Genomic DNA, 20,182 nt, shown 5'->3' with positions numbered 1-20,182 from the left:
TTATGTAAAGTTGCAAACCTCGATATAAAAAGCCCGCCGAGACCAAATCCTGGCTTCGGCGGGCGTGGAGTCCCAATCTGTAAAGCTGGAAGGCCTGACCCTAGTACAGCTTGGCGCCAGCCGGAATGCGGTCGTCGACCATGAGCAGGTTCAGGCACTCCTCGCCCTCGACCTCGTGGATGGCCGAGAGGAGCATACCGCACGAGTCGATGCCCATCATGGCGCGCGGCGGCAGGTTGGTGATGGCAATGAGCGTCTTGCCCATGAGCTCCTCGGGCTCGTAGAACTTGTGGATGCCTGAGAGGATCGTACGGTCGGTGCCCGTGCCGTCGTCAAGCGTGAACTGCAGCAGCTTCTTGCTCTTCTTGACTGCCTCGCAGGCCTTGACCTTCACGGCACGGAAATCGGACTTGCTAAACGTGTCGAAGTCCACGTAGTCCTCGAACAGCGGCTCGATGGTCACGTTGGAGAAGTCGATGGGCTCGGGCGCGGCCTCGTCAGCCTCGGCGGCGGCAGCGGCCTCCTCGGCAGCCTTGGCCTCGGCGGCACCGTTCTTGGCGCCGGCCTCGGGCTTCATGTGCGGGAAGAGCAGCACGTCACGAATCATGGGCTGGTTGGTGAGCAGCATGACCACGCGGTCGATGCCAATGCCAATGCCGCCCGCGGGAGGCATGCCGTACTCGAGGGCACGTACGTAGTCGGCGTCGAACTGCATGGCCTCGTCGTCGCCCGAGTCGCGCTCGGCAATCTCGGCATGGAAGCGCTCGGCCTGGTCAACCGGGTCGTTGAGCTCGGAGAAAGCGTTGGCGTACTCGTGGCCGGCAATGACTAGCTCAAAGCGGTGCGTCAGGCGCGGCTCGTCCTCGTAGCGCTTGGCCAGCGGCGACACCTCGACCGGGTAGTCAACGACAAAGGTGGGGTTCACGATGGAGGGCTCGCCCAGCTCATCGTAGAGCTCGGCGATGAGCTTGCCGGCGCCCCACTCGGGCTTGGTCTCGATCTTGTTTGCGTAACAGAGCTCCACCAGGTGCTCGACGGGCGTGTCGAGGTCGACCTCCTCGCCAATGGCGTTGGAGACAACCTTGGTCATGGGGATGGAGGGCCAGGTGCCCGAGAGGTCAATCGTGGTGCCCTGGTAGTCGATCTGCTCGGGGTTGCCAATGGCGGCGTTGGCGGCCTTAATGACGCCCTCGGCGAGCTCCTTCATGCCGTCGAGGTCACTGTAGGCGCGGTAGGCCTCCATCGTGGTGAACTCGGGGTTGTGGGTCTTGTCCATACCCTCGTTGCGGAAGATGCGGCCAATCTCGTACACGCGCTCAAAGCCGCCCACGAGCAGGCGCTTCAGCGGCAGCTCGGTGGCAATGCGCAGGAAGCACTCCTGGTTGAGCGCGTTGAAGTGCGTGATGAACGGCTTGGCCGTGGCGCCACCCTGGATGGTCTGCAGTATGGGGGTCTCGACCTCCATGTACTGGTCCTGCTCCATGTAGCGGCGGAAGGCGGAGACGATGGCCGAGCGCTTGCGGAAGGTCTCGCGCACGTCGTCGTTCATGATGAGGTCAACGTAGCGCTGGCGGTAGCGCAGCTCCTTGTCGGAGAGGCCGTGGAACTTGTCGGGCAGCGGGCGCACGGCCTTGGAGAGGAGCTTGACCGAGGTGGGAGCCAACGACAGGGCGCCGCGCTTGGTGCGCATCATGGGGCCGGTGGCCTCGATGATGTCGCCCAGGTCGAACTTGCGCACGGCGGCCATGCCCTCCTCGCCCAGCGCATCGATGCGGCAGAAGAGCTGGATGCGGTCCGTGGCGTCCTGCAGCTCGAGGAAAGCCACCTTGCCCTGACCACGCTTGGCGCGGATGCGGCCGGCGATGCAGTGGGCTTCGCCGTCGACGTCGTCCTCGGTAAGGTTGGCGTAGCGCTCGGCGAGCACTGCCACGTGGTCGGTCACGTCGCAGTGCTCGGGATAGGGGTTTCCACCGGCGTCGATGACGGCCTGGCGGCGAGCGAGGCGGGTCGCGCGCTCGTCGTTGAGCGTGGACTCGGTGCTGGTCTGCTCGGACATGCGGTCTCCTTCTTGCGGCAGCTGGCGGGCGTCCCCGCGTGCGGCCAGTCATGTGGCCTGGCGCGGATGCACCCACGCGCGGCCAAAACTCTGTACAGACGTGAAAACGCCCCTCCCGCGACGGGCACGGAAGGGGCGTGATGCGGACATGATCGCGGGGCTATGCCCGCGAGCGAACCAATCTCGCCCTAGCGCGAGATTATGGTGATGATGTAGTTGCGCGTGGCGCCAGAGGGACTCGTAACCTCGATGACATCGCCCTTGGCGTGGCCCATGAGGGCGGAGCCAACGGGGCTCTCGTTCGAAATCTTGTGCTCGAGGGAGTTGGTCTCGGTCGTGCCCACGATGGTGAACGCAGTCTTCTTGTCCTTGCCCTGCTCCTGGATCTCGACGGTGCAGCCAATCGAGACGGCCATGACATGGCCGGCGTTCTCGGACACCTTGGCGGTGGAGAGAATCTTGCGAATCTCGGCGATGCGGGAGGCGTTCTTGGACTGCTCCTCCTTGGCGTCGTCGTACTCGGAGTTCTCGGACAGGTCGCCGAAGTCACGGGCGACCTTGATGCGCTCGATGATCTCGGCGTCGTGCTCTCCCTCGCGCCAGGCGAGCTCGTCGACGAGCTTCTGGCGGCCTTCGGGGGTAAGGATGATCTCGTTGTCAGCCATGGTCCGCTTTCTTACGTGGGGTGGTACGTACAGACGAAAGCACACCCACGGAGGGTGTGCCTAAGAAAGTGAGTTAGTCGAGCTTTGCTCCGCAGGACTTGCAGAACTTGTTGTCGGTCGGGTTCTCGGCACCGCAGTTGCCGCAGAACTTGACGTCGCCGGCGGGCGTGGCGTCAGCATCGGCGTCCTCGGAGTCGGCGTGCTCGACAACGACATCCTCGGCAGGCTTGGACTCGGACTTGGCGGCGTCGGCCGTCTCGTCCATGCCCTCGCGGATGCCCTTGACGGTCTTGCCAAGGGACTTGCCAAGCTTCGGGAGGTTCTTGGGGCCAAAGATGACCAGGACGACAATCAGAATGATGATGAGCTCAGGAGCACCCAGACCTAGAATCATGTTATTTCCTCTCCGAACAGACACTCGGTCGTGTATTCGTTCGTTAGCTAAGGCCGGTTTGCATCGGCCACGGCAACTTAGAAAGTATACTAGCCCGAGTGCCGTTTACGTGCGCGAAGTTTTCTTATCACGCATGTTGCCGCATTCTCCACGTTGGTTAGGCGTGTACCCGCGCGGGAACGCCTCTAACCACGACACCCTGTAAGCATTTGGGCGGGCCCACGCGAGGCCGCCCGCCGCCGCTGGCTTTGAACCAGGAGCCCCATGACCACCGCAATCATCATATTTGTGCTGCTCACCGTGGCAGGGCTGCTCATCCACCTGCTGTGCATGCGCATCCTGGCGTGGAGGGGCGTCACCATGCGGCGCACCAAGTTTGGCCTGGCGCTGCTGTTCGACACCGCAGACGAGGACGGCACGCCCGTGCGCATGCTCAACGTCAACGGTGCGTTCCAGAGCGTGGCCTATGCCACCGACGAGCTGTGGAGCGAGCTTGCATGCGAGTACCAGCGCGAGCAGGCACGTATCATCAGCGAGCTGCCCCGCCTTCGACGCGTGGCCGTTATTGGCGGAGGTGGGTTCTCGCTGCCCAAGTGGCTCGTGACGCACCTGGCGCCCGTGGCGGTGAGCGCGGTCGAGATTGACGAGAGGATCATCGAGATCGCGCGCGAGAGCTTTGGCCTGGAGAGGCTCGAGCGCGAGTACGCGGGAACGGGCAGGTTCGAGCTTGCGTATGACGACGGCTGGGCGTGGCTGAGGCGCGCCAGCGAGCCCCTTGACCTGGTGGTGAACGAGGCCTTTAGCGGTAGCAAGCCGCTGGGGCCGCTTGCGTGCGACGAGGGCGCGAGGGTCATCCACGATCACCTGAGCGAGGGCGGGGTGTACCTGGCCACGCTCAGGTTTCCCCTGGAGGGTCGCAAGAGCGCGAGCATGTACGAGACGGTCGAGGCGTTTGGCCGCGAGTTTGGCCATGTGTGGCTTGTGCCCGAGTTCCCCGGCGAGCCCACGCAGGCGGGCAACAACACCCTGGTTGCGTGCGACATCGACCTGGTTGAGGCCGGCTGTGCCCCCCTGGCGGGGTTCGAGCGTTAGAATGCGGCGGGCCCGCACCGTGCGCCGCGCATGGCGGCGGCCCGCAGCCCACACGCCACCGCTACTGCGTAAAGGTTGCCTGGCCGCCGAGCTCAACGAACTCCTGGAAGAGCACGGTGTGCTTCTCGTCCACGTTCTTGTCAACGTGGAAGTGGCCGTAGTACCAGCGCTTGAACGCGAGCCTCTGGTCGAGCTCGTCGAGAAAGTCGGTAAGGTAGTCGCGGTCGGGATTCTCCCAGCCACCTTTGGGCCACAGCGTCGCAGACAGCATCGATGTTGAGCAGGTGTGGGTAATCACGTAGTCTACCTGCCAGTTATTGGCATCGAGCGTCTCGAGGGCATGGTCGAGCTCAGCGTGGCTGGGCAGCTCCTGTGGCCACCAGTCCGCGCCGGGAATGCGCCATTCCTTGTCGATGCTCGTGGCACCGCCCAGGGTAAAGATGGTCGTGCTATCAAAGTCGAAGACCTCGCCGCGGCAGAGGCGGCGAATGGGCGAGCCCGGCGAGAGGCGCTGGGTCATGCCACCGTGCCACTTCTCGCATGGACGGTCTTCCCAGTGGTCATAGCGCTCGTGGTTGCCATCGACGAACAGCACCGTGTAGGGGCGGCTCGACAGCCAGTTGATGTCCTCAACCTCGTCCATTGAGAAGCTCCAGGGATAGCCAAAGTCGCCCGCAACGATGAGGTAGTCGCCAGGGCCGGCGGCGTGCGTTGCGTCCCAATCCGAGAGCCTCGCCATCTCGGCCCCAGAGTGAATGTCTCCCGTTACAAAGACGGTCATGCTGCCTCCCCTGTTGCGATTGCGCGCCATGCAGCAAAACTGCATGCCTTGCGCAGTTAATTATCACCACTTGGAGACAATAACTACCTGCGTTTGGCACGCACCCTTGGGCGGAGTAACAAATGTCGCAGAGCTGCCGCGCGCCCTCGCCTACAGATACGCAAGAAACGCACGGGCGGCCAAGCTTAGGTCTACCTCGCGACGGCGCACAAGGTACAGCACGCGGTGCGCGGGCTTCCTCAGGTGGCGAACGTCGAGCTCAAAGCCCGTGCGCTCCAGCGCCAGGCTCGGCAGCAGCGACACGCCCAGCCTCGCCTCGACCATGGCGAGGATGGCGGTAATGTTGCTCGTCTCGCAGTGGATGCACGGACCCTTGAGCTCGCGCTGCAGCAGCGGCGCCGTCTCGGTGTCTGCGATGAAACGCTCGCCCAGCAGCTGCTCCACGGCAATGTCTGCCGGCTCGGGCGCAAAGTGGCCGCGCGGCGCCACCACCACGATCTCGTCCTTGTCGTACACGCTCGAGATGAAGCCCTGGTCCTCGAGCTTGTTGGGAATAAACGCCAGCTCAACGGCACCATTGAGCAGCAGGCGCTCGGCCTCGCCATAGGTGCACTCGTTGATACTCACCTCAACGCCGGGGTGCTCCGCCGAGAAGCGCCCCAGGGGGCCAGGCAATCTCATCGCCACCACGCTCGAGGGCGCCGCCATGCTCACGCAGCCATCGGTCAGCGAGCGCAGGCCCATCACGCGGCGGTCCAGCGCGTCGTAGGCATCGCACGCGGCACGGGCCTCGCCCAGCAGCCGCGCGCCATCGACCGAGAGCGCAAGCGCGGGCCCGTGGCGGTCGAACAGGCGCACGCCCCACTCCTGCTCGAGGCTCGCGACCGAGCGGCTGAGCGTCGACTGCGCCACGCCCAGCTCCTCGGCGGCACGTGAGATGCTACCCAGCCGCGCCGCCTCGGCAAACGCCCGGATCTTGCTCACACTTGCACCCATGCTCCCCCTCCCCTGGCGCCGCACCCAGCGCGGCGCGTTCCCACAATCTACCCATAGAAAGACTCCCCACCGCAGACGCATCTGCAGACGGGGAGCCAGGCTATGCGGGCGGCACCAGACGAGCTGACCGCCCATGCGGTGGGGCCACGGCCCAAGGGGGGGGAGCCGCGGCCCCGAGGGGGCAAACGCTACAGGGCGCCCTTGATGACCTTCTCGCCCTCCTTCATGATCACGTCCATGTTGTCGGGCGTCAGGTCGTGGATGTTGCGGGCCACGTCGCCGGTGACAACCAGCAGGTCGGCGAGCTTGCCGGCCTCGAGCGAGCCAAACTCGTCCTCGTGGTGGACCATCTTGGCGCCGTTGAGCGTGGCGGCCTTGATCGTCTCGAGCACGGAGATGCCCGCCTTGTCGACGAAGTCGTACATCTCGTCGATTGTCACGTAGCCGTACGGCGTCACGAACGAGAAGGAGTCGGAGCCAATGGTGAGCGTGACGCCCAGCTCGTTGGCGCGACGCAGGTTGGCATAGGTGCGCTGCAGCTCGCGCTCGATCACCGTGTCGCCGGGGAACTTGGCGTTGGCCTCGGACTCCTCGGGCGGGTAGGTGGCGTACCAGGTGGGCAGGAAACCAATGGTGGGCGTAAAGAAGGTGCCCTGCTCGGCCATGAGGTTCATGGTCTTGTCGTCGAGCTCAAAGCCGTGGATGAGCTGCTCGGCGCCAAAGCGCACGGAGTCGTAGGCGGCGCTCACCGAGTTGTACGAGTGGCTCCACAGCGGAATGCCCGTGAGCTTGCACTCGTCGGCAACGGCCTGGATCTCCTCGGTGCTCATGAGCTGACGGCGGCCGGAGTCCCAGCGCCAGATGCCGCCGCCCGTGGCCCAGATCTTGATGGCGTCGGGATTCTCGCGCAGGCGCAGGCGCACGGCGTGGCGCAGCTCCCACGGGCCGTCTACCTGGTCGCCCCAGGGGTGGCTGTCCTTGGAGACCTGCAGCGGCAGCTTGTGCGAGTCGCCGTGGCCGGCGGTGCGGCAGAAGCCCAGACCGGTGGCGTAGATTCGCGGGCCCTTCATGACGCCCATGTTCACCAGGTCGCGGATGGCGATGCCGTTGCGGCCAATCTCGCAGACGGTGGTGAGGCCGTGGGTCAGGGCGTCGTAGGACTGCTTGACGGCGCAGGCCTGCTTCTGGGCGGGCGTCTCGATGACCCAGTCGTTGTCGTCGTCGGTGAGGTTGCCCGAGAAGTGCAGGTGGGTGTCGATGAGGCCGGGCATTACGGTCTTGCCCGCGCAGTCCATGGCCTCGTAGCCCGCCGGGATCTCGGTGCGAGGACCGGCGTAGGTAATCTTCTTGTCGTCAACGAGAACGAGGGAGTCGTCAACCGGTGCGGCACCGGTGCCGTCGACGAGCCTGCCACCTGCGAATGCGTACTTGCCCATGATCTGATCCTTTCGATTCAAAACTAAGCTGCACACACTTCTCGCGCGATTCTTGGCCGCGCGATCTTGCTTATTTGAACGTGCTTCTAGCTGCGGGTTATTGGCCGCTTTCGGTCGTCCACGGGGCCGAGCGCGGCCGTTCGCTGGCACCCGCTGGAGCGGTCATTGGCCGCCTGCCACCCGCAGGGACGAGCATTGGCCGTCTGCCACCCGCGGGGCCGGGCGCGTTACCCCTTGCTCGTCGCCTTGCGCCCACCCCCAAACAGCGCCAGGATGCCAAACCCCACGACAATCCAGACAATCGTGATGGCCCACTCGATGGGCGACAGGGCCGCCGGCGAGAAGGGCACCACCATGAGGACGATGATGGCGAGGCCTGCGACGATGGCGGCGGCGATGCCGGCCTTGCCGCCGTTCACCTTGTAGGGACGCGGCAGGTCGGGCTCGGTGCGGCGCAGCTTCCAGCAGGCGAAACCAGCCATGGTGCAGGCAAAGATGAAGCCGAGCGACGCCACGTTGGTGAGCGGCACGAGCATGTTGCGGCCCAGGAACGGGCCCACGAGGGTAAGCACGCTCATGACCACGACGGCCTTCTTGGGAACGCCGGACTTCTCGTCGATCCGAGCAAAGTCCTCAGGCAGCATGCCCTTGCGTCCCATGGCGAGCATGAGGCGACTCGACGCGCCAAAGAACGAGTTCATGGGGCCAAGCGGGCCCAGCGTGGCGATGACGAGCATCGCAACGTAGAAGAAGATGTTGATGCGCTCGAGCACCGCCAGCGCCGGCACGGAGCTGCGCACGAACTCGTGCCAGTCGACGATGGTGCCAAAGCTGTAGATGCACACGAGGTAGAACGCGCCCGAGGCCAGAAGGGCAATGGCCGGAATGAGACCAAACTTCTTCCAGTTGATGCCCTCGGAGGCCTCCTCGGCCTGCTGGGGAATGGTGTCGAAGCCCGCGTAGAAGAACGGCGTCATGACGAGCACCGCAACGATGCCGCCCAGAAGGCTCGTGGCCTCGGTGGCGCTGCCGCCCGCGGCATCCGTGACCTGCGAGAACAGGGGCATGGCGTTGTCGGGCGAGCCGGTCATGAAGCTGATGACCATGGCAAGCACCATGCCCGCGAGCAGGGCCTTGGTGAGGAAGCTCGAGAGCTTGGCGGCCGCACCGGCGCCGCGCAGGTTGAGGAAGATCACGAGGGCCGCGAAGCCCAGAGCAATGACCGTGGGCCAGAGGTAGACGTCTGCGCCCAGGATCGTGTAGAGCTTGACGCTGCGCAGCCACGCGAGCGCGGGGAACTCCGCAAAGCGGTCCGTGAGCAGCGTCGATATGGCAATGGCCTCCCACGGACACAGCGGGGCGTTGCCCAGAAGCAGCATCCAGCCGGTGAAGAAGCCCATCTTGCGACCAAAGGTGCGGTCGACGTACTCGATGATGCCGCCCGAGATGGGAATGGCAGCCGTGAGCTCGCCAAAGCACATGCCAATGGGCACGAGCAGCAGCGCTCCCAGGGCAAACGCAATCATGGCCGGCACGGGGCCGCCGCCCAGCACCATCCAGTCGCCCACGAGCAGCACCCATCCGGTGCCAATGATTGCGCCAAAGCCAATGGTGAAGAAGTTGAACAGCGTCAGCTCCTTCTTCATCCCACCGCTCGACGCCTCCTTCTGAGCCATGTGGTCCTCCTCCTTCGCTCGATCTTTCGTCCTTCTCGCCCCCAAGGGGTCAATCCGTTCTTCACCAAGGATTGTTGGCTTTGGACGGCGTCGGCGCGGCGTGAGCGGCGGCCGTGGCGGCGCGAGTGGCGGCCGTGGCGGCGCGAGCGGTCTTGCGGCATCCGAGAGCGGGCGCAGTTTGCGGCGGCAAACATCGAGGCTGTCGATGGAACAGCGCCTAACTTTGCATAATCCGAGAAGCGCGCGGGGACACGACAGGGGTCTGCAGGCGCAGTCACGCCGGCAGCCAAAGCGCGTGCTCAACGCAGTTAATTACGGGGCAGCTAGGGCCATAACTGCCTGCGTTTGGCACGCACTCTTGAACAGCGGGGGGCAGCGCACGAACACGACGCGGCCCCACGCCGGACCACCGCACGCCGTGCCACGCTGGGACATTGACCTATGGGAGCTCGTCCCAACCGTTTACAAATAAGTGACACTTCGTCGCTTGTATTGCCACTCTTCTCGGCCGATAATTCATGACAGTTGATTGGCGCGCGGGGAATCGCGCCGCACTTACGGAGAGGAAGCGCATGGGACCCTCAAAGGTCTACTTCTGCAACCTGCACACCCACATGGGCGACGGTCTGCCCTGCAAGCTCAAGCGCCTCATCAAGAAGGCCGGCATTGGCCAGATCGACTTCGAGAACAAGTTTGTGGCCATCAAGATGCACCTGGGCGAGCCGGGCAACCTCAGCTACCTGCGCCCCAACTACGCCCGCGCCGTCGTCGACGTGGTGCGCGAGCTGGGCGGCAAGCCCTTCATCACCGACTGCAACACGCTCTACGTGGGCGGCCGCAAGAACGCGCTCGACCACCTCGACAGCGCCTATGCCAACGGCTTCAACCCGTTCCAGACCGGTTGCCACACCATCATCGCCGACGGCCTCAAGGGCCTCGACGAGGTCGAAGTGCCCGTTGAGGGCGGCGAGTACGTCAAGAGCGCCAAGATCGGCCGTGCCCTCATGGACGCCGACATCGTGATCAGCCTCACCCACTTCAAGGGCCATGAGCAGGCGGGCTTTGGCGGCGCCATGAAGAACATCGGCATGGGCGGCGGTTCGCGCGCGGGCAAGATGGAGCAGCACGCGGCCGGCAAGCCCAGCGTCAATGCCAGCATGTGCATCGGCTGCCAGCAGTGCGCCAGGATCTGCGCGCACGACGGCTTCTCGTTTGACGATGTGCACGAGCACGAGTTCGCCAACGGCAAGACCCGCGAGGTCCACGTGGCCACGATCGACCACGACAAGTGCGTGGGCTGCGGCCGCTGCATCGCCGTGTGCAACCAGGACGCCATCACGCCGGACTACGACCAGGCCGTCGAGGTGCTCAACTACAAGATCGCCGAGTACACCAAGGCCGTGGTCGACGGTCGCCCGAGCTTCCACATCAGCCTCGCCATCGACGTGAGCCCCAACTGCGACTGCCACGACGAGAACGACAAGCCCATCGTGGGCGACATCGGCTTCTTCGCAAGCTTTGACCCGGTGGCGCTTGACCAGGCCTGCATCGACGCCGTCATGGCGCAGCCGGCGCTGCCCGACACCGAGTACACCCACATGCACGACAAGCTCGAGGCAGAAGGCGAGCTCGACGAGGACCACGCTCACGACAAGTTCTACGTGACGCACCCCGACACCGACTGGAAGAGCTGCATCGAGCACGCCGAGAAGATTGGCCTAGGCACGCACGAATACGAGCTCATCGAGGTCAAGTAGCTGCGGCCGGCTTTTGAGCCCCACATCGCTGCAAACAGCAGGGCCTCCCGCCGACTATTCAATGGCGGGAGGCCCTCTTTTGCGTCTTGCATAGTAGGCGCAACAGTAGTGTTTTCGTTTTCTTGAGGCTAGATAGCCCCACGCCAGATAGAGACTCTGGTGGCAGCTACAAAACGCGGGTTAGTTAAGCCCCATTTACAGGTCTATGCGTTCCCCTATTATTTAGCCTCAATATTTCGCAATTACTTTCCTGAGGCCCCTGCTCCAGACGGCCCCGTGACCCACGCCATGGCCGCGAGCGGCGCGATTGCCACCACAGCAAGCACCAGGTAAGCTTCGCGCGTGCCCGCCATCGTCGCCACGGCCATGTCTGCGGCGCCAAGCTGCGCGGCCGCCACGATCACAGACGACGCGCTCGTGCCAATGGCTCCGCTCAGCTGCTGCAGCGTGTTGACCACAGCGTTGCCGTCGGCCTTGGTTGCCGCCGGCAGGAAGGACAGCGACTCGGTGAGCGAGTTGCCCACCATAAGGCTCTGGCCATAGGCAAAGCAGACGTAGCAGCAGATGGCGGGCAGTGTCTCGAGGTGAGCAGAGAGCGCGGCAAAGAGCACGACGCCCACCAGGGCGCACGTGGCGCCAATTAGGATGGGGCGGCGCGGCCCCACGCGGTCGAGGATCTGGCCAGACCGCGGCGCCATGCAGGCGCCCACCACGCAGCCCGGCAGAAGGATCGAGCCGGCCTCGGTTTCGCCGGCACCCATCACGAGCTGGGCATAGTTGGGAATAAGAAACGACAGGCCCAGCACCACAAACTGCAGGCACACGATGGCAACAACGCCCATCACAAACCCGCGCTCGGCAAAGACCGACAGAGCCAAGGCAAAAGGCGCACGCTCGGCACATGCCAGGCGTGCGCCCTTGCTATTTGCTCGCCCTCCAGAGGAGGTACGAGTAGACGTAGGCGCCGATTGCCCCCGCAATCGTAAGCCCCACGGCGAGCACGAACCACAGCACACCACCGCCCATGAGGGCCGCGAGCACAAAGGCAAGCCCGCTCACGATGAGCACTACGCCGCCAAAGCGCTGCGTACGGCGCCAGTTGCTCTCGTCATCGAGCGCCCAGGGGGTCCTGAAGCCAAAGGTGTAGTTGTCCCTCACGCGCGGCAGGTAGTTACCCAGCACCACGAACAGCACGCCAACCATGAGGGGAACAACGAGGCCAAAGGAGTCCCCGGAGACCAGGCCAAAGGCAACGAGCTCGGGGGGCCACGTCATCGCCATCATCATCAGCGTGAACAGCACCACAAACAGCTGGTACACCTTGCCCGAGCGCTCGTAGTTGTGACCCTTGGGGTCAATGCGCGGCACAAGGTAGAATAGCGCGAGAAGCGCCAGCGGCAAGACGTCGAGCAGCAGCGCCTGCCACTTGGCGCCCCAGCCGTCCACCTCGCCCGACGCCCCAAAGTGGAGGGGCACCGCATCGGGCAGCTGTGGCAGCAGCGCCAGATGAGCCGCGAGGCTCGCAACGCACAGGACGATGAGGGCAACCCAGCAGCGCACGCTTACCGGGCTCACTCGATTATTATTCATGAGAGAGCTCCTCCCCTTTTGAGCTGTCATACTCGGCCGCCACGGCAAACCCCATGAACCAACCGATGAGGTCCTGCATGACCGTGGTGTTGAGGCTGTAGACGATGTTTTGCCCATGACGCTCGTCGCTCACGAGTCCCGCGGCGCGCAGCGTTGCCAGATGGTGGCTGATCGAGGGCTTGGTCATGTCAAAGTGCTCGGCCAGCTCGCCCGCCGTCATGTCTCGCTCGCGCAAAAGCTCGAGGATACGCCTGCGCGTGGGGTCCGCGAGCGCCTTGAACCCTTCTCCCGCCACGGCCACCTCCTTAGAACAGAACCGGTTAGTTAGGCGTTTGTCTAACTATCAAATAGTCTAATCATGGCGCGGAGCCCGTCAAGACCAAGCCTTAGATTCTCGGGATGAGGGCGAGAGGCGCGGCACCAATACCTCAGGCCTCGGCAAATACAAAGGTCAACGGGACCGGCACCGATAGCGGAATCATCCGCCGCCGGCATTGGCCCGCCCGTCGCGGGCCATCCTCACCATGGCAGCAAACGCGGCACACTACTCGGCAACAAAAAAGCCGCCGGCGTTTCCGCCAGCGGCTGACAATTCGTGGTCGGGTTGACTGGATTCGAACCAGCGACCCCCGCGTCCCGAACGCGGTGCTCTACCAAACTGAGCCACAACCCGATGCAAGAGAGAACTCTACCAGATTCTTACCCCAAAGCCAAGAAAAAGATACCAACTAGCCCAAAGCTCCACCACAAGTCGCCGCCCAGGCGCGCCAGCCGCGTGCCTCGCGGGCATCGCGGGCAATCCGCTCGGCCACGTCCATGCGCTCGCACAGGGCAAACGAGCAGGCGCCAGAACCCGTGACCATCGAGCCCAGCACACCCTGTTGGCGGGCAATCCACGAGCTCACGGCCGCAACGTCCTCGCACAGGCTGCACGCGGCGGGCGCGAGGTTGTTGTAGAGGCTCGCGGCCATGGCGGCAACGTCGCCGCTCGCAAGGGCGGCGCAGGCGGCCTCGTAGCCAGCCGGCGCCTCGCCCGCGCGGTCGAACTCGTCGTAGGCCTCCTTGGTGGAGACGCCGTCGACCGCGGGCATGACCAGGGCAACGGGCAGCGCGAACTCGGGAAAGGTCTGCTCGAGCACGTCGCCCGCACCCAGGTAGAGGCCAGGGTGGGGGTCGAGGAAGAAGGCTACGTCGGCACCCACGCGGCGGGCCACGCCCACCACGCGCTCATCGTGCACGTCAACGTCCCAGCGCTGGGCCAGCGCGCGCAGCACGGCGCCGGCGTCTGCGGACGAGCCGCCCAAGCCCGCCTTCTCGGGGATGCGCGCCGTGACGCTCACACGCACGTTGGGGCTCTCGCCCAGCTCGACGGCGAGCATCGTCGCCGCGCGCCAGACCGTCGTGCGCTCGGGCTCGACCTCGAGCGCGGGCTCGTGGCAGACCTCGAGCGCGGGCGCGTCCTCCACCACGATGGTGTCGCACAGGCTCACGGGGACCATCACCGAGTCGACCCGGTGGTAGCCACGCCCGTCCCTGCCCCGGTGAATGCCCAGGTGCAGGTTAACCTTGCAGGGAGTCTCAACGACCTGGCGGCAAGCCATGCGGCAATCCTACTCGAGGGGCTCGGCGGCCACGAAGTCGAACAGGCGCTCGCCGGTCTCGATGTCGAACAGCTCGACGGTGCCGGTGAGCACGTCGACGTACTGGTAGGACTGGCGGGCCTTGCGGCCACGGTGCTCGTCGACCTCGAGGACAAAGAGCGAGGGGTGCGCCATGACGAGGGTACCGGTGCGCTCGACGATGCGAGAGCGGCCCATGTTGGCCCTCACCTTGAGGCGTTCGCCCTGGAGGCCCTGGAGCTTCTCGCGAATCTCGTCGACCCTGTTGACGGAAGGAACTTCGTTCTCCATGCGTAACTCTCTATTCTGCGGCACGCCTTGGCACCACGCCCGCGGGGCATGACCAAAAAACGGCAGACTGCCGCACTCTGCATTCATACGAACTACTATCGTATTCGGCAGCATCGCGAGGCTCAACAGCCCCGCAGGAAGGAACGCAGAATGAACACGCCTGATAAGGATTGCTTCTCGCCCAGCGGCACGCTTGACCTCGCACGCGCCAGACGCGTCATGGACAATCTCGAGCGCAGGGGCATGCGCCAGATGCTCGTGGTAGACCCCATGTCAATCTGGTACCTCACTGGCTACTGGAACGTGCCCTACGAGCGCTTCTACGCCCTCTACCTTGCACGTAACGAGGCGGGCCGGCTCGGTGCCACGATGTTTTGCAACCGCCTGTTCCCCGACGCCACCCACGTTGGCGCCCGCGTCGTGACCTTCGACGACACCGAGGACCCCATTCCCCTCGTTGCCGAGGCAACCAACCACGACGAGCCCCTGGGCGTCGACAAGGTCCTCGCCGCGCGGTGGCTGCTGCCCATGATGGAGGCGGGCTGCGCAAGCGGCTACCACCTGGGCTCTGCAGCCGTCGACGACGCGCGCGCCATCAAGGACGCCCGCGAGCTCGACCTCATGCGCGCCGCCTCGGCCACCAACGACCGCGCCATGGAGTGGCTCGTGGCCCAGCTCCACGAGGGCGTCACCGAGCACCAGATCGCCAGTGGCCTTCTGGCGGAGTACCGCCGCCTGGGTGCGCAGGATGTGAGCTTTACCCCCATCGTGAGCTTTGGCGCCAACGCCGCCGACCCGCACCACGAGCCCGACGGCACCGTCCTGCACAAGGGCGACCTCGTGCTCTTTGACGTGGGCTGCAAGCAGGACGGCTACTGCTCGGACATGACCCGCACCTTCTTCTTTGGTGCCGAGCCCAGCGCCCATGAGCGCCAGGTCTACGAGACGGTCCGCGCTGCCAACGAGGCGGCCGAGGCCATCGTTGCCCCCGGCGTCACCTTTGCCCAGATTGACCGCGCCGCCCGCAAGGTCATCGAGGACGCGGGCTGGGGTCCCTACTTCACGCACCGCCTGGGCCACCAGATTGGCCTCGAGGACCACGAGCCCGGCGACGTCTCGTCCACCCACGACGAGCCGGTGCGCCCCGGCATGTGCTTCTCGATCGAGCCGGGCATCTACCTGCCGGGTGACACGGGCGTGCGCATCGAGGACCTCGTCATCGTCACCGAGGACGGCTGCGAGGTCATGAACTCCTACCCCAAGCAGCTTACGGTCGTGGGGTAGCCGCGAATAATCATTTGGAGAAGTGCCACAAATACGGGGCGCGCGAGGGTGAGGCCATCCCCCACCGTCGCGCGCCCTCTTTTACACGTGTAAGCTGCACGTCATCGATTGCTCAAGCAGGCCGCGGCCCTACTGGCCCAGCACGTACTTCTCGATGGCCCAGGCGCAGCCGTCCTCGTCGCACGGCGGCGCCACGACGTCCGCCGCGGCCTTGACGCTGTCGGCCGCCTGGCCCATAGCAACGCCCAAGCCCGCGTGCACGAGCATGTGCACGTCGTTGCCGCCGTCGCCCACGGCCATGCACTCGGCCGGCGTGATGCCCAGACGCTTGCAGAAGGCGTCGATGGCGTCGCCCTTGCCGCGGCCGCGCTCCACCACGTCCATGAAGGCCGGGCTCCAGCGGGCGCTCTCGAGGCCGGGGACGTTTGCGAGCAGCTCGTCGTCGAGCGCGGGGTCGCAGTCGACCACCATCTGCAGCACGGGGTTCTCGCCCACCACGGACCAGGGGCGCATGCGGCCGCCCGGCTCGTCCTGGCGCGACTGCCAGCGGACGGACTTCTCGAGCTCCTCGCGCGAGCCGCAGAAGTAGATGTCGTCGGGCTCGGTGATCGTCGTGGAGAGGCCGCTCTCCTCGCACGCCTTGGCGAAGGCCGTGACGTCTGCCGGGTCCATGGGCTGCATGTGGATGAGCTCGCCGTCCGCCATGAAGCAGTACTCGCCGTTGGCCGTCGAGTAGCCGTCAAAGGCAAAGTCGGCGTTCACGCCAATGCCGTCCTTGTAGCGGCCGGTCACGATCATGAGCGCCACGCCCCGGGCGCGGGCCGCCTCGAGCGCCTGGCGCGTGCGGTCGTTGAGGTGCCTCTCGTTGAAGCGCACGAGCGTGCCGTCGATGTCGAGAAAGACTGCCTTGATTGCCACCTGTGTCCCCCAATCAAAGGGGGCCCGAGACGCGCAGCATCTCGGGCCCCCTTGCATGCAGATGCTGCCTAGATATTAGTAGAGACCCTTGCACAGGGAGAGCGCGGCATCATCGCAGACAACGAACACGTTGGGGTGCAGCTGCAGAATCGAGGCAGGGCAGCTCGGCACGATGGGGCCAAAGCACATGTCGTAGACGGCCTGGGCCTTGTTCTCGCCGTTGGCGACCATGAGGATGGCGCGGGCGTTCATGATCGTCTGCGTGCCCATGGTGTAGGCCTGGCGCGGCACGTCCTCCTCCTTCTCGAAGAGGCGGGAGTTGGCCTCGATCGTGCTCTCGGTGAGGTCAACGCAGTGCGTGCCCTTGGAGAACTCGGCAGCCGGCTCGTTGAAGCCGATGTGACCGTTGCGGCCAATGCCCAGGAGCTGCAGGTCGCAGTAGCCGGCCTCGGCGACCATGCGGTCATACTCAGCGCAGGCGGCGTCGGCGTCGGGGTTGGCGCCGTCGGGCACGTGGACGTTGGCCGGATCGATGTTGACGTGGTTGAAGAGCTGGTCGTTCATGAAGTAGTGGTAGCTCTGCGGATCCTCGTGGGTGAGGCCGCGGTACTCGTCGAGGTTGTAGGTGCGAACCTCGGAGAAATCGAGCGAGCCAGACTGGTGCTTCTTGATGAGGCCCTGGTAGGCGCCGATGGGCGTGGTGCCGGTGGCAAGGCCCAGCACGCAGTTGGGCTTGAGCTGAATCTGGGCGGCGAGGATGTCGGCGGCCTTGCGGCTCATGGCCTCGTAAGTTCCACAGTTGATGATTCTCATGGCGCGTCCCTTCTCTTGAGGCGGTGGGACGCGAATTTGCTCGTCGCGCCTCACCGTGCGGCCCGCGTCGGCCGCAACCAACGTGAGACGCGGCCACCAGGGCGAGGTCGCGCAACTATGAGGATGTCCCGGCGCGTCGAGGCCCCTGCCCGTCCACGTCGGCCCAGGGCGTTGCCCTAGACATCTACATGATGCCCCGCTCGCCCCCTCGATTTCAAGCACCAAGCGGACGAGCGGCACCGGGGACAGGGGGACGTGTCTATTGTCATACGACAGAAGGCACGTCCCCCTGTCATATGCCCCACGAGGGTTAGGCCAGCTGGCGAGCGAGGTCTGCCAGGGCGTGGGCGCGGTGCGAGATGGCGTTCTTCTCGGCAGGCTCGAGCTCGGCCATCGTACGGCCCGGGGTGTCGGCGGGCCAGAACAGCGGGTCATAGCCAAAGCCGTGCTCGCCGCGCGGCTCGTGGCCAATGGTGCCCTCGCAGTCGCCCTCGCCCGTGACGCACGAGCCATCGGGGTAGAGCAGCACCACGCTCGAGTGGAAGCGCGCCGTGCGCTCGTCGTCGGCGACGCCCTCCATCTCGCGCATGAGCTTGGCGTTGTTGCGCACGTCGTCGCCGTGGACGCCAGCCCAGCGCGCACTCATGATGCCCGGCTCGCCGGAGAGGGCGTCGACCACGAGGCCCGAGTCGTCGGCAACGGCGGGCAGGCCCGTCTGCTCGCTCGCGGCCTGGGCCTTGATGACAGCGTTCTCGGCAAAGGTGTCGCCGTTCTCCACCGGGTCGGGGAAGTCTCCCAGCTCGCCCAGGGCGTAGAAGGTCACGCCCGGCATGACGGGGGCGAGGATGGCCTCGATCTCGGTGACCTTGTGGGCATTGCCAGTGGCAACGACCACCGTCTTCTCGGGGTCGAGCGCGGCGATGTCGATCTTGGGCATGGGGACTCCAATCTTGTGGGAGAAGCGGGGCTCGCGGCGACGCAGGCCCGCGAGTAACAGCGAGCGGCTAGGACCTAAAGCCCGTGACCTCGTTCTGCAGGCTGCAGAGGCGGGCGATGGCGGGCTCGGCCATGTCGAGAAGGTCGTTCAGCTGGGCGCGCGAGAGCGTGGAGTGCTCGCCGGTGCCCTGGATCTCGACGATGCCGCCCGCGTCGGTGCCAATCAGGTTGAGGTCGACGTCCGCGTGACTGTCCTCGGGATAGTCGAGGTCAAGCATGGGTACGCCGCCTACGATGCCCGCCGAAATGGCGGCGACCTGGCCGGTGAGCGGCAGGCGCTTGATCTTGCCCTGCTCCACGAAGCTCATGAGGGCGTCGTGCAGGGCCACCCAGGCGCCGGTGACGCTCGCCGTGCGCGTGCCGCCATCGGCCTGGATGACGTCGCAGTCAACGGTAATCGTGAACTCGCCCAGGCGGTCGAGGTCGCACACGGCGCGCAGGCTGCGGCCAATGAGGCGCTCAATCTCCATCGAGCGGCCCTTGCGGCCCTTGTACTCGCGGGCAGTGCGGTTGGACGTGGAGGCGGGCAGCATCGCGTACTCGGCCGTGACCCAACCCTTGCGGCTGGCGCGGCGCCACGCGGGCAGCTTCTCCTCGATCGTGGCGGTGCACATGACGCGCGTGTCGCCAAACTCGGACAGGCACGAGCCGTGGGCGTTCTTCATGACCTCGCGGGTAAGCTTGACGGGGCGCATCTGGTCATAGGCGCGACCCTCGGGGCGACGCTGGGTAAGGTCGGTCATTCTGTCTCCTCGCAAAAGTAGCGGATGGTGAACAAGGACGAGCTAGAGATGCCCGTTACGGGCATGGCCGAGAAGCTCGGCAACAGCGGGGCACGCGCAAGGCACGCCGACGGCAGGCTCGTGGCGCCCTACCGCTCGACGAGCGCCTCGAGCGTCTCGAGCTCGATGTGCTCGATCGAGTCGAGCGGGTGGCCAAAGATGAACTTGCCCGCGACGGCAAACGACGTAATGTCGTCGGAGGTCGTGGCGAAGCGGTACTTGGGCTCGCCGCCCGCGCCAAGGTCTGCGGTGTCCTCGTCGGCAAGCTCGCCGCGGCGCTCGAGAATCTCGGCCACCTCGCGGGCGGTCTCCTCGGCCGAGCTCACGGTGCGCACGCCCGGGCCCAGCGCCTCACCAATCTCGTGCGAGAGCAGCGGAAAGTGCGTGCAGCCCAAAACCACCGTGTCGATGCCGCGGCCAAGCAGCGGCGCCACGTTCTCGCGGGCGAGCGCGCGCACCTCCTCGGTGTCGAACACCTCGGGGTTCTCCATCCAGTCGTCGTGCAGGTAGGTTCCCGAGGCGAGCTCGCGCTCCACCAGGTTCACGAAGCTGCCGGCGGGGGCCTGCGTCACGTGGACGCCGGCGTCGAGGTTGTGGATAGCGCGCTCGTAGGCGCCCGAGGTCACGGTGCCCTGTGTGGCGAGCACGCCCACGCGGCGGGTGCGCGTGGCCTGGATGGCGGCGCGAGCGCCCGGCTCGATGACGCCGATGACGGGCACGGCGAGCGCGCGCTGGATCACGTCGAGGCCGGCAGCCGTGGCGGTGTTGCAGGCGATGACCACGAGCTTGACGTCGTGGCTCTCGAGCCAGTGCCCCACCTGGCGCACGAACAGGCGCACCTCGGCCTGGGGGCGCGTGCCGTAGGGGCAGCGCTTCGTGTCTCCCACGTAGTAGATGGATTCGGCCGGAAGCCGCGAGGCGATGGCACGGGCAACGGTGAGGCCGCCGAGGCCGGAGTCAAAGATGCCGATGGGCTTGCTGTGTGACATGCAACCTCCCCCGCGTCTGCGTGCGCGCGTATCTCGGCCTATGAAAG

Annotated in this window: 20 protein-coding genes and 1 tRNA gene; 3 read left to right on the top strand and 18 right to left on the bottom strand. The window is 65.4% G+C overall.

Annotation, left to right across the window (positions count from 1 at the left end):
• Nucleotides 1–100: 100 nt before the first annotated feature.
• The 3 genes from lysS to tatA all read right to left on the bottom strand — a co-directional run bounded on the left by lysS (nucleotide 101) and on the right by tatA (nucleotide 3,115).
• Nucleotides 101–2,056, bottom strand: coding sequence for a lysine--tRNA ligase (gene lysS / locus Q3866_RS03930; RefSeq protein WP_301829773.1), 1,956 nt, complete (start codon nucleotides 2,054–2,056; stop codon nucleotides 101–103).
• Between the two features lie 188 nt (nucleotides 2,057–2,244).
• Nucleotides 2,245–2,721, bottom strand: coding sequence for a transcription elongation factor GreA (gene greA, locus Q3866_RS03925; protein WP_301829771.1), 477 nt, complete (start codon nucleotides 2,719–2,721; stop codon nucleotides 2,245–2,247).
• Between the two features lie 73 nt (nucleotides 2,722–2,794).
• Nucleotides 2,795–3,115, bottom strand: coding sequence for a twin-arginine translocase TatA/TatE family subunit (gene tatA / locus Q3866_RS03920; RefSeq protein WP_293673300.1), 321 nt, complete (start codon nucleotides 3,113–3,115; stop codon nucleotides 2,795–2,797).
• A 264-nt stretch (nucleotides 3,116–3,379) separates the two neighbouring features.
• Here tatA and Q3866_RS03915 point away from each other — a divergent pair, with 264 nt between their 5' ends.
• The gene (locus tag Q3866_RS03915) at nucleotides 3,380–4,207 is read left to right on the top strand and encodes a spermidine synthase (RefSeq protein ID WP_301829770.1); all 828 of its coding nucleotides are present in this window, start codon (nucleotides 3,380–3,382) and stop codon (nucleotides 4,205–4,207) included.
• Nucleotides 4,208–4,268: 61 nt separating this feature from the next.
• Here the strand turns inward: Q3866_RS03915 and Q3866_RS03910 are convergent, their stop codons facing one another.
• The 4 genes from Q3866_RS03910 to Q3866_RS03895 all read right to left on the bottom strand — a co-directional run bounded on the left by Q3866_RS03910 (nucleotide 4,269) and on the right by Q3866_RS03895 (nucleotide 9,096).
• Complete coding sequence (locus Q3866_RS03910; RefSeq protein WP_301829769.1) at nucleotides 4,269–4,988, bottom strand: metallophosphoesterase family protein; 720 nt, start codon at nucleotides 4,986–4,988, stop codon at nucleotides 4,269–4,271.
• 150 nt (nucleotides 4,989–5,138) lie between these two features.
• Entirely contained in the window at nucleotides 5,139–5,972 is an 834-nt protein-coding gene (locus Q3866_RS03905) for a LysR family transcriptional regulator (protein WP_301829768.1), read from the bottom strand.
• Between the two features lie 200 nt (nucleotides 5,973–6,172).
• Entirely contained in the window at nucleotides 6,173–7,420 is a 1,248-nt protein-coding gene (locus tag Q3866_RS03900) for an amidohydrolase family protein (RefSeq protein WP_301829767.1), read from the bottom strand.
• 227 nt (nucleotides 7,421–7,647) lie between these two features.
• Nucleotides 7,648–9,096, bottom strand: a complete 1,449-nt coding sequence (locus Q3866_RS03895) for an APC family permease (protein WP_293673305.1) — start codon at nucleotides 9,094–9,096, stop codon at nucleotides 7,648–7,650.
• Nucleotides 9,097–9,668: 572 nt separating this feature from the next.
• On the opposite strand from Q3866_RS03895, the gene Q3866_RS03890 reads away from it, so the two are divergent.
• Nucleotides 9,669–10,853, top strand: a complete 1,185-nt coding sequence (locus Q3866_RS03890; protein WP_301829765.1) for a DUF362 domain-containing protein — start codon at nucleotides 9,669–9,671, stop codon at nucleotides 10,851–10,853.
• Nucleotides 10,854–11,095: 242 nt separating this feature from the next.
• Here Q3866_RS03890 and Q3866_RS03885 read toward each other — a convergent pair whose 3' ends face one another.
• The 6 genes from Q3866_RS03885 to Q3866_RS03860 all read right to left on the bottom strand — a co-directional run bounded on the left by Q3866_RS03885 (nucleotide 11,096) and on the right by Q3866_RS03860 (nucleotide 14,353).
• The gene (locus Q3866_RS03885; RefSeq protein WP_301829763.1) at nucleotides 11,096–11,869 is read right to left on the bottom strand and encodes an MFS transporter; all 774 of its coding nucleotides are present in this window, start codon (nucleotides 11,867–11,869) and stop codon (nucleotides 11,096–11,098) included.
• Nucleotides 11,775–12,443 (bottom strand): SdpI family protein, encoded by a 669-nt coding sequence (locus Q3866_RS03880; protein WP_301829761.1) that lies wholly within the window; start codon nucleotides 12,441–12,443, stop codon nucleotides 11,775–11,777. The genes Q3866_RS03885 and Q3866_RS03880 overlap by 95 nt, the downstream gene beginning before the upstream one ends.
• On the bottom strand, nucleotides 12,436–12,738 hold the full coding sequence (locus Q3866_RS03875; RefSeq protein WP_301829760.1) for an autorepressor SdpR family transcription factor: 303 nt from the start codon (nucleotides 12,736–12,738) through the stop codon (nucleotides 12,436–12,438). The genes Q3866_RS03880 and Q3866_RS03875 overlap by 8 nt, the downstream gene beginning before the upstream one ends.
• 301 nt (nucleotides 12,739–13,039) lie before the next feature.
• A tRNA-Pro gene (locus Q3866_RS03870) sits at nucleotides 13,040–13,116 on the bottom strand.
• A 55-nt stretch (nucleotides 13,117–13,171) separates the two neighbouring features.
• Nucleotides 13,172–14,044 carry a 4-(cytidine 5'-diphospho)-2-C-methyl-D-erythritol kinase gene (locus Q3866_RS03865; RefSeq protein ID WP_301829759.1) on the bottom strand — a complete coding sequence of 291 codons (873 nt, stop codon included), beginning with the start codon at nucleotides 14,042–14,044 and terminating at the stop codon, nucleotides 13,172–13,174.
• A gap of 9 nt (nucleotides 14,045–14,053) precedes the next feature.
• Nucleotides 14,054–14,353 carry a Veg family protein gene (locus tag Q3866_RS03860; RefSeq protein WP_293673311.1) on the bottom strand — a complete coding sequence of 100 codons (300 nt, stop codon included), beginning with the start codon at nucleotides 14,351–14,353 and terminating at the stop codon, nucleotides 14,054–14,056.
• A 150-nt stretch (nucleotides 14,354–14,503) separates the two neighbouring features.
• Between Q3866_RS03860 and Q3866_RS03855 the strand changes: the two genes are divergently transcribed.
• Nucleotides 14,504–15,637 carry a Xaa-Pro peptidase family protein gene (locus tag Q3866_RS03855; protein WP_301829756.1) on the top strand — a complete coding sequence of 378 codons (1,134 nt, stop codon included), beginning with the start codon at nucleotides 14,504–14,506 and terminating at the stop codon, nucleotides 15,635–15,637.
• A 129-nt stretch (nucleotides 15,638–15,766) separates the two neighbouring features.
• Here Q3866_RS03855 and Q3866_RS03850 read toward each other — a convergent pair whose 3' ends face one another.
• The 5 genes from Q3866_RS03850 to murI all read right to left on the bottom strand — a co-directional run bounded on the left by Q3866_RS03850 (nucleotide 15,767) and on the right by murI (nucleotide 20,135).
• Nucleotides 15,767–16,555, bottom strand: coding sequence for an HAD family hydrolase (locus tag Q3866_RS03850; protein WP_301829754.1), 789 nt, complete (start codon nucleotides 16,553–16,555; stop codon nucleotides 15,767–15,769).
• A gap of 75 nt (nucleotides 16,556–16,630) precedes the next feature.
• Nucleotides 16,631–17,368 (bottom strand): glucosamine-6-phosphate deaminase, encoded by a 738-nt coding sequence (gene nagB / locus Q3866_RS03845; RefSeq protein ID WP_293673314.1) that lies wholly within the window; start codon nucleotides 17,366–17,368, stop codon nucleotides 16,631–16,633.
• Between the two features lie 310 nt (nucleotides 17,369–17,678).
• Nucleotides 17,679–18,305, bottom strand: a complete 627-nt coding sequence (gene rdgB / locus Q3866_RS03840) for an RdgB/HAM1 family non-canonical purine NTP pyrophosphatase (protein WP_301829750.1) — start codon at nucleotides 18,303–18,305, stop codon at nucleotides 17,679–17,681.
• A gap of 67 nt (nucleotides 18,306–18,372) precedes the next feature.
• Entirely contained in the window at nucleotides 18,373–19,107 is a 735-nt protein-coding gene (rph, locus tag Q3866_RS03835; RefSeq protein WP_293673316.1) for a ribonuclease PH, read from the bottom strand.
• Nucleotides 19,108–19,235: 128 nt separating this feature from the next.
• The gene (gene murI / locus Q3866_RS03830; RefSeq protein WP_293673317.1) at nucleotides 19,236–20,135 is read right to left on the bottom strand and encodes a glutamate racemase; all 900 of its coding nucleotides are present in this window, start codon (nucleotides 20,133–20,135) and stop codon (nucleotides 19,236–19,238) included.
• Nucleotides 20,136–20,182 lie beyond the last annotated feature (47 nt).

The sequence above is a fragment of the uncultured Parolsenella sp. genome (assembly GCF_958346945.1).
In the GTDB taxonomy this organism is placed as follows: Bacteria; Actinomycetota; Coriobacteriia; order Coriobacteriales; family Atopobiaceae; genus Parolsenella.
Note: the sequence above shows the minus strand (reverse complement) of the source record. Positions and strands in the feature narration are given on the sequence as shown.